Source organism: Rhodospirillales bacterium (assembly GCA_016872535.1).
Lineage (GTDB): Bacteria > Pseudomonadota > Alphaproteobacteria > Rhodospirillales > 2-12-FULL-67-15 > 2-12-FULL-67-15.
On record VGZQ01000113.1, the window covers coordinates 1 to 7,355 of the forward strand.

Below are 7,355 nucleotides of genomic sequence, written 5' to 3' on the forward strand. Positions count from 1 at the left end.
TCGTCGGCGAAATCGTCTTCGTCGAGTTGCGCGAAATGCGGCGCGGCTGCGGATTGGTCGCTCCAGACAATGGCCGAGCGATACCATGATTTCGCGCGCGGGGATTCGCCCGCGCGACGCGTCGGCAGAATGGCGAACGGCCCCGACGGAAAAAACAACTCGTGCGCGATGTTTTCGTGCGGCCGCTCGTGGCGCACGGTGCAGACGATGGCGGTCTGGCCGTAATCGCGGCGGGCGACGCCGATGCCGGCTTCGGCGCGGGTGCGGCTCAAGGCGCCGTCGGCGGCGACAACGAGCTGGGCGCGGATGGTCCGTCCGTCGGCGAGCCTGGCCTCGACCCCGAAGGGCCCGCGCGCGAGATGCGCAAGTCGCGCCGGCGCGAAAAGCGTGATGCCGGCGCGCCGTGTAACCTGGAGTCCGAGTTCGCTCTTCAAGGCCCGGTTTTCGACCATAAACCCGAACGGCTCGCCGCCGATTTCGCGCGAGTCGTAGTGGAGGAAGTCGGTGCTGCCGCCTTCGGCGACGCGGATGTGCCGGATCGGCGTTGCGAACGGTTGCAGCGCGGGCCACACGCCGATGCGCGCGAACAGGCGCTGCGACGTAAGCGCGACCGCCGACACGCGTCCATCGTGTGCGGTCTTGTCGCGGCGGCGCTGGGACTCGCCAGGCCTTTCGGTGTCGACCACGGCGACGGCGATCCCTTGGGCGGCGAGCGCGCACGCGATCGTGCCGCCGACCAAGCCGCCGCCGACGAGCAGAACGTCGGCGCCGGTCGCCGTCGGGCGGGTGACTTTGGTGTGGGTCGCGGCGCGCATGATTGAGCGGTCACCTTGTCGCTCGTGACTGGGCGCTGTCCACACCGAGCCATCGAATTTTGTGACGCTTAAAAAAAGTGCGTAATTTTTATTCAAATGATATAAATGATCATAAATTAATCAATTTGTGATCGATGACGTTTGAGACGCCGTCCAGGGTTTTGCAAATATCTTATTGAAAATAAACAAACAAATTAAATGGGCATGGATTCTGCTTAAGGAATCCTTGAAGGCCCGTTTTGGCCCCCGAAAGGTTCGCGGGCCAAGGGCGTAGACGCATTCGAGGAGACCCAGGCGATGAAGATGATCATGGCGGTGATCAAGCCCTTCAAGCTCGACGAAACCCGCGAGGCGCTGACCGCGCTCGGCATCGAGGGCATGACCGTGTCCGAGGTCAAGGGCTTCGGCCGGCAGAAGGGCCAGGCGGAAATCTATCGCGGCGCCGAGTACGCCGTGAGCTTCCTGCCCAAGGTGAAGATCGAGGCGGTGGTGCGCGACGACCTGGTCGACGCCGCGGTCGGCGCGATCCGCAAGTCCGCGCTCACCGGCAAGATCGGCGACGGCAAGATTTTCGTCTGGGACATCGGCCAGGCGGTGCGCATCCGCACCGGCGAAACCGACCGCGACGCGCTTTAGACCCCGACCTCAGGAGATACCGATCATGATCAATTCCGTTTCTCGGCTCTTTCCGCTCCTGCTGGCCGTCGCCGCGTGCGCCGGCGCGGGCGAAGCGTTTGCCCAAGCCGCGCCGGCGGCGCCGCCCAAGCTCGATACCGGCGATACCGCGTGGATGTTGACCTCCACCGCGCTGGTGCTGCTGATGACCATTCCGGGGCTGGCGTTGTTCTACGGCGGCATGGTCCGCAAGAAGAACGTCTTGGCGATTTCGATGCAGTGTTTCGCCATCGCCTGTTTGGCGACGGTGTTGTGGATGGCGGTCGGCTATTCGCTCGCTTTCGGCGACGGCGGATCGCTCAACGCCTACATCGGGGGACTTTCCAAGGCGTTCTTCGCCGGCGTCGGCAAGGACACGCTCAAGGGCACCATCCCCGAAAGCGTGTTCGCCATGTTCCAGCTCACCTTCGCCATCATCACGCCCGCCCTGATCGTCGGCGCGTTCGCCGATCGCATGAAGTTTTCGGCGATGCTGCTGTTCATGGGCGCGTGGGGGCTGGTGGTTTACGCCCCGGTCGCCCATTGGGTGTGGGGCGACGGTTTCCTCGCCAAGGCGGGCGTGCTCGACTTCGCCGGCGGCACCGTGGTGCACATCAACGCCGGCATCGCCGGCCTGATGGCGGCGATCGTCTTGGGCAAGCGCAAAGGTTACGGTTCCGAAAACATGGCGCCGCACAACATGGTGCTGAGCCTGATCGGCGCGTCCTTGCTGTGGGTCGGCTGGTTCGGCTTCAACGCCGGTTCGGCCGGCGCGGCCAACGGCCAAGCCGGCATGGCGATGGCGGTGACGCAGATCGCCGCCGCCGCCGCCGCGCTGACCTGGATGTTCGTCGAGTGGATGGCGCGCGGCAAGCCGAGCGTGCTCGGCATCGTTTCCGGCGCGGTCGCGGGATTGGTCGCCATCACGCCGGCGTCCGGTTTCGTGACGCCCATGGGCGCGCTCGCGATCGGGTTCATTGCCGGAATCGCCTGCTATTGGGGCGCGACCGGCCTCAAGAAAATGCTCGGCTACGACGACTCGCTCGACGTGTTCGGCATTCACGGCGTCGGCGGCCTGGTCGGCGCGATTTTGACCGGCGTGTTCGCGTCCAAATCCGTCAGCGACGCGGCCGGGCTGCTCGAAGGCAACGCCGGGCAAGTCCTGGTTCAGGTCTGGGGCGTGGTCGGCACCATCGTCTGGTCGGCGGTGGCGAGCTACGTGCTGCTCAAGATCGTCGACGCCGTCGTCGGCCTGCGCGTGGACGAAGAAACCGAAGTCGGCGGGCTCGATCTCGCGCTGCACGGCGAGACCGTGCATTAAGGCGGGATCGCGGCGCGCCGAGCCGCCAACGGAAAGGGCGGGATTGCGGCGCGGCCCAAGCCGCCAAAACGCCAACCCCGGGGCCGGAGGGATTTTTCCCTCCGGCCTGCGGCATTGCAAAAAATGACGCTTTATTGGGCTGTTAAAGGTTTGGCGCCGCGTTTTTGGGCAACGTTCCATAATCCACAATCGTTTCGATTTCGAAACATTGTCTCACTCGATTGAATTCGCTTACATGTTTTGTCCTGGCCCCCTGGCACGCCTTTTGAAATCTCGTCCTTCGGTTTGGGGCGATTTGATCGAAGGAGAGGACCATGGACCAGCTCAAGGCGGGTTCCGACGTACTGTTTTTGCTCACGGGCGCGGCGATGGTGCTCGCCATGCATTCCGGATTCGCGTTCCTCGAAGTCGGCACCGTGCGGCGCCGAAGCCAAGTCAACGCGCTTGTCAAGATCCTCGGCGATTTCGCGGTCTCGACTATCGCTTATTTCTTCATCGGCTACGCGGTGGCCTATGGCATCGACTTTTTCGCCGGCGCCAAGGTGTTGACGGGACAGGCCGCCGGCGCCGGTCATAAGTTCGGCCCGTCGGGCTACGACCTGGTCAAGTTCTTCTTCCTGCTCACCTTCGCCGCGGCGGTGCCGGCGATCATTTCCGGCGGCATCGCCGAACGCGCGCGCTTCGTCCCGCAGGCTATCGCCACCGCCGTCATCGTCGCTTTGATCTACCCCGCGTTCGAAGGGATGGTGTGGGGTTCGCGGCTCGGCTTTCAGGACTGGATGAAGGCGTCGTTCGGCGAGACGTTCCACGATTTTGCCGGCTCGGTCGTGGTGCACGCGGTCGGCGGCTGGATCGCGCTCGGCGCCGTGCTGCTGCTGGGCGCGCGCACGGGCCGCTACCGCGCCGACGGATCCGTGGTCGGAATTCCGCCGTCCAACATCCCGTTTCTCGCCCTCGGTTCCTGGGTGCTGAGCGTCGGCTGGTTCGGCTTCAATGTCATGAGCGCGCAAAAGCTCGTCGACATTTCCGGCCTCGTCGCCATGAATTCGCTGATGGCGATGGCGGGCGGCATCGTCGCGGCGCTAGTCGCCGGCCGCAACGATCCGGGCTTCGTCCACAACGGCGCGCTCGCCGGCCTGGTGGCGGTGTGCGCGGGCTCGGACGTCATGCATCCGATCGGCGCGCTCCTGACCGGCGCGGTCGCGGGCGGGTTGTTCGTCTGGGCCTTCACGCTGACCCAAAACCGGTTGAAGATCGACGACGTGCTCGGCGTGTGGCCGCTGCACGGCCTCTGCGGCACCTGGGGCGGGATCGCCTGCGGCATCTTCGGTCAGGAAGCCTTGGGCGGCATGGGCGGGGTGAGCCTCGCCGCCCAAGTGGTCGGCACCGGCGCTGGCGTCGTTTTCGCGCTCGTCGGCGGTTTCGCGGTCTATGGCGCGCTTAAGGCGGCGGTCGGCATTCGGCTCGATCCGGAAGACGAGTTCCGGGGCTCGGACCTCGCCATTCACAATGTCGGCGCCTATCCCGAGGAGGATGTGTCCCGGCGTTGAGACGGCGCGGCCAGGAGCCAGGGCGGGCGGAAAAGCCAGCAAAACTCTGACTTTTTTCCCGCCCGTTAACTTCCCGTAAAGCCCCTTCCTGCTATTCGGGCGCCATGGCCCGAATCCTGACCGATGCCGGTTCCGTCTTCCCGGCGGGAACCGGCGATTTCATGAAGCGACGCCTGTCCGAAGTCGGCGGACTCGCCCTGCTCGCCATGGGCGCGTTCGCCCTCGTCGCGCTCGCCACCTATTCGGCCGCCGATCCTTCCTTCAACCGCGCGGCGCCGGGCGAGCCCGCCAATCTTCTCGGTTTCGCCGGCGCTTCGATCGCCGACGCGCTGTTGCAAACCCTGGGTCTCGCCGCTGTCGTTCCCGTCGGCGCGCTCCTCGCCTGGGGCTGGCTTTATGTGCGCAAACGGGGGCCGAGCCGGCCATGGCTCAGGCTCCCCCTGCTGCTGGGCGCGGCGCTTCTGGTCGCGGCGGCCGCGGCCGCGCCCGAGCCGATCGCCGGCTGGCCGTTGCTCGCGCGCATGGGCGGCGCGGGCGGCGATGCCCTGTGGAAGCTGGCCCTGCCGTGGTTCGCCAGGATCCCGGGCGCGGAATCCCTCGATCCCCTCTATATCGCCGCGGGCTTGTTCGCCGTCGGCGCCGGCGTGTTCGTCGCCGCGCTCGGCCTATCGCTCGACGACGCGCGTCTCGGCATGCGCGGCGCGGTCGCGGTCGCCGGCGCGCTGCACGGCGGCTACCGCATCGGGCGCGACGCGGTGAGCGGAATTTCGGAGCGCATGGCCGAGCGGAAACTGACCGCCTGGTCGCCGATCCGTTTCGGCGACGGCGGCGAAAACGCCCGCGTCGAGCCGAGCTTGAGCGCTGGCCGTGCCGATCCGATCGACGACGAAGCCGACATGCGGGATTGCGCGCGCGACGCGCATGACGACGGCCCGCATCTCGGCGTGCGAGACGACCTGGTCGCGCCGCGCGCCGCCAAGGTCAGGCCGGGCAAGCGCGAAGGCGCCCGGCGCCAGGGCCGCCTGCCGCTGCCCGGCGACGATTACGCGCCGCCGCCGCTCGATCTGCTCGACGAAAGCGAGCGAACGCGCCCGGTCGCGGTCAGCGAGGACGCGCTCGAGCAGAACGCCAAGCTGCTGGCGCGCGTGCTCGAGGACTTCGGCATCTCGGGCGAAATCGTCAAGGTCCGCCCCGGTCCGGTGGTCACCCTTTACGAGCTCGAACCGGCGCCGGGCACCAAAACCTCGCGCGTGATCGCGCTCGCCGACGACATCGCGCGCTCCATGAGCGCGGTTTCGGCGCGGATCGCGGTGGTGCCCGGGCGCAACGTCATCGGCATCGAACTGCCCAACGTGCGCCGCGAAATGGTGCATCTGCGCGAACTGCTCGCCTCCGAAACCGCGGAGCGCGCCGGCGCCAAGCTGCCGCTGGCGCTCGGCAAGGACATCGGCGGCGCGCCGGTGGTGGTCGATCTTTCGCGCATGCCGCACCTTCTGATCGCCGGCACCACCGGCTCGGGCAAGTCGGTGGCCATGAATACCATGATCCTGTCGCTGCTCTACCAACTCCCGCCCGATCAGTGCCGCTTCATCATGATCGACCCGAAGATGCTGGAATTGTCGGTTTACGAAGGCATTCCCCATCTGCTCTGTCCGGTGGTGACCGAACCCGGCAAGGCGGTGGTCGCGCTCAAATGGACCGTGCGCGAGATGGAGGAACGCTACCGCGCCATGGCGCAGCTCGGCGTGCGCAACATCGCCGGCTATAACGCCCGCCTGGCCGAGGCGAAAAAGCGCGGCGAGACGTTGTCGCGCCGGGTGCAGACCGGGTTCGACGACGAAGGCCGGCCGATTTTCGAGGACCAGCCGATCGCCACCGACCCGTTGCCGTTCGTCGTCGTGGTGGTGGACGAAATGGCGGATCTGATGCTGGTCGCGGGCAAGGACATCGAGGCCGCCGTGCAGCGCCTGGCGCAGATGGCGCGCGCCGCGGGCATTCACCTGATCATGGCGACGCAGCGGCCCTCGGTCGACGTCATCACCGGCACCATCAAGGCCAACTTCCCGACCCGGATCAGTTTCCAGGTCACCTCCAAGATCGACAGCCGCACCATATTGGGCGAAACCGGCGCCGAGCAGCTGTTGGGCCAGGGCGACATGCTCTACATGGCGGGCGGCGGGCGCATTTCGCGCATCCACGGACCGTTCGTATCCGACAAGGAAGTCGAGACGGTGGTGAAGTTCCTGAAGGCGCAGGGCGAGCCCGCGTACGTCGAGGACGTCACCGAGGAGCCGGAGGAAACGTCGGCGTTCGGCCTGAGCGGCGGCGATGGCGACGGTGGCGAGGAGTTCTACGACCAGGCGGTGGCGCTGGTCGCGCGCGAGGGCAAGGCGTCCACCAGCTTCATCCAGCGCCATTTCCAGATCGGCTACAACCGCGCCGCGCGCATCGTCGAGCGCATGGAGGCCGAGGGCGTCGTCAGCAAGCCGAACCGGGTCGGGCGGCGCGAAGTGCTGGTCGGCGGCCGCGGCGCCGCCTGATTTAGGGAAACTCTGAATAAATCCCCACCCGTCACTCCCGCGAAAGCGGAAGTCCAGCAACGTGTTGATATTCCTGGACCCCGGCTCTCCGCTTCGCGTCGGCCGGGGTGACGAACCGACTTATGCAGACCTTCCTTAGTTTATGCCGGCGTCACGCCGGTGGGCGTGCGTGCGCACGACGCCGGCGGGGGCTGCGGCGCGGCTTAAGCAGTGCCCTTCTCAACCGGCTTTAACCAACTTCGGCGATAGTCGCCAGCCAACGGCAAAAATGTGCGAAACCCGATACACCCCTATGGAATACGATGAAAATTACCGAAATTGATTGTTTTCTATTTCGCACCGCACCAGTCAAGTAGTGTTGCGCATTGGCCACTAGGGTCTGTACTCAATTAGGGGATTCTCAACGCTACGAAGATGTGATTCAAGCCTCCGAGGAGAACGGAGGCTGGGATGGCGCATCTTTACTGGCTGAACG

General features: G+C 66.0%; 5 protein-coding genes. 4 read left to right on the forward strand and 1 reads right to left on the reverse strand.

The window, feature by feature from the left end:
• Positions 1 to 815, reverse strand: an 815-nt coding sequence (locus FJ311_15290) for a 2-octaprenyl-6-methoxyphenyl hydroxylase (protein ID MBM3952801.1), incomplete at its 3' end; no start/stop codon positions are given.
• 297 nt (positions 816 to 1,112) lie between these two features.
• Here FJ311_15290 and FJ311_15295 point away from each other — a divergent pair.
• The 4 genes from FJ311_15295 to FJ311_15310 all read left to right on the forward strand — a co-directional run bounded on the left by FJ311_15295 (position 1,113) and on the right by FJ311_15310 (position 6,880).
• Entirely contained in the window at positions 1,113 to 1,451 is a 339-nt protein-coding gene (locus FJ311_15295; GenBank protein MBM3952802.1) for a P-II family nitrogen regulator, read from the forward strand.
• A 25-nt stretch (positions 1,452 to 1,476) separates the two neighbouring features.
• The gene (locus FJ311_15300; protein ID MBM3952803.1) at positions 1,477 to 2,790 is read left to right on the forward strand and encodes an ammonium transporter; all 1,314 of its coding nucleotides are present in this window, start codon (positions 1,477 to 1,479) and stop codon (positions 2,788 to 2,790) included.
• A 314-nt stretch (positions 2,791 to 3,104) separates the two neighbouring features.
• Positions 3,105 to 4,340 (forward strand): ammonium transporter, encoded by a 1,236-nt coding sequence (locus FJ311_15305; protein ID MBM3952804.1) that lies wholly within the window; start codon positions 3,105 to 3,107, stop codon positions 4,338 to 4,340.
• A gap of 104 nt (positions 4,341 to 4,444) precedes the next feature.
• Complete coding sequence (locus FJ311_15310; GenBank protein ID MBM3952805.1) at positions 4,445 to 6,880, forward strand: DUF87 domain-containing protein; 2,436 nt, start codon at positions 4,445 to 4,447, stop codon at positions 6,878 to 6,880.
• The last annotated feature ends 475 nt before the right edge of the window (positions 6,881 to 7,355 follow it).

Coding starts and splice junctions, on each gene's coding strand:
- FJ311_15300 (MBM3952803.1), top strand. CDS start 1,477: ATGATCAATTCCGTTTCTCGGCTCTTTCCGCTCCTGCTGGCCGTCGCC.
- FJ311_15310 (MBM3952805.1), top strand. CDS start 4,445: ATGGCCCGAATCCTGACCGATGCCGGTTCCGTCTTCCCGGCGGGAACC.
- FJ311_15305 (MBM3952804.1), top strand. CDS start 3,105: ATGGACCAGCTCAAGGCGGGTTCCGACGTACTGTTTTTGCTCACGGGC.
- FJ311_15295 (MBM3952802.1), top strand. CDS start 1,113: ATGAAGATGATCATGGCGGTGATCAAGCCCTTCAAGCTCGACGAAACC.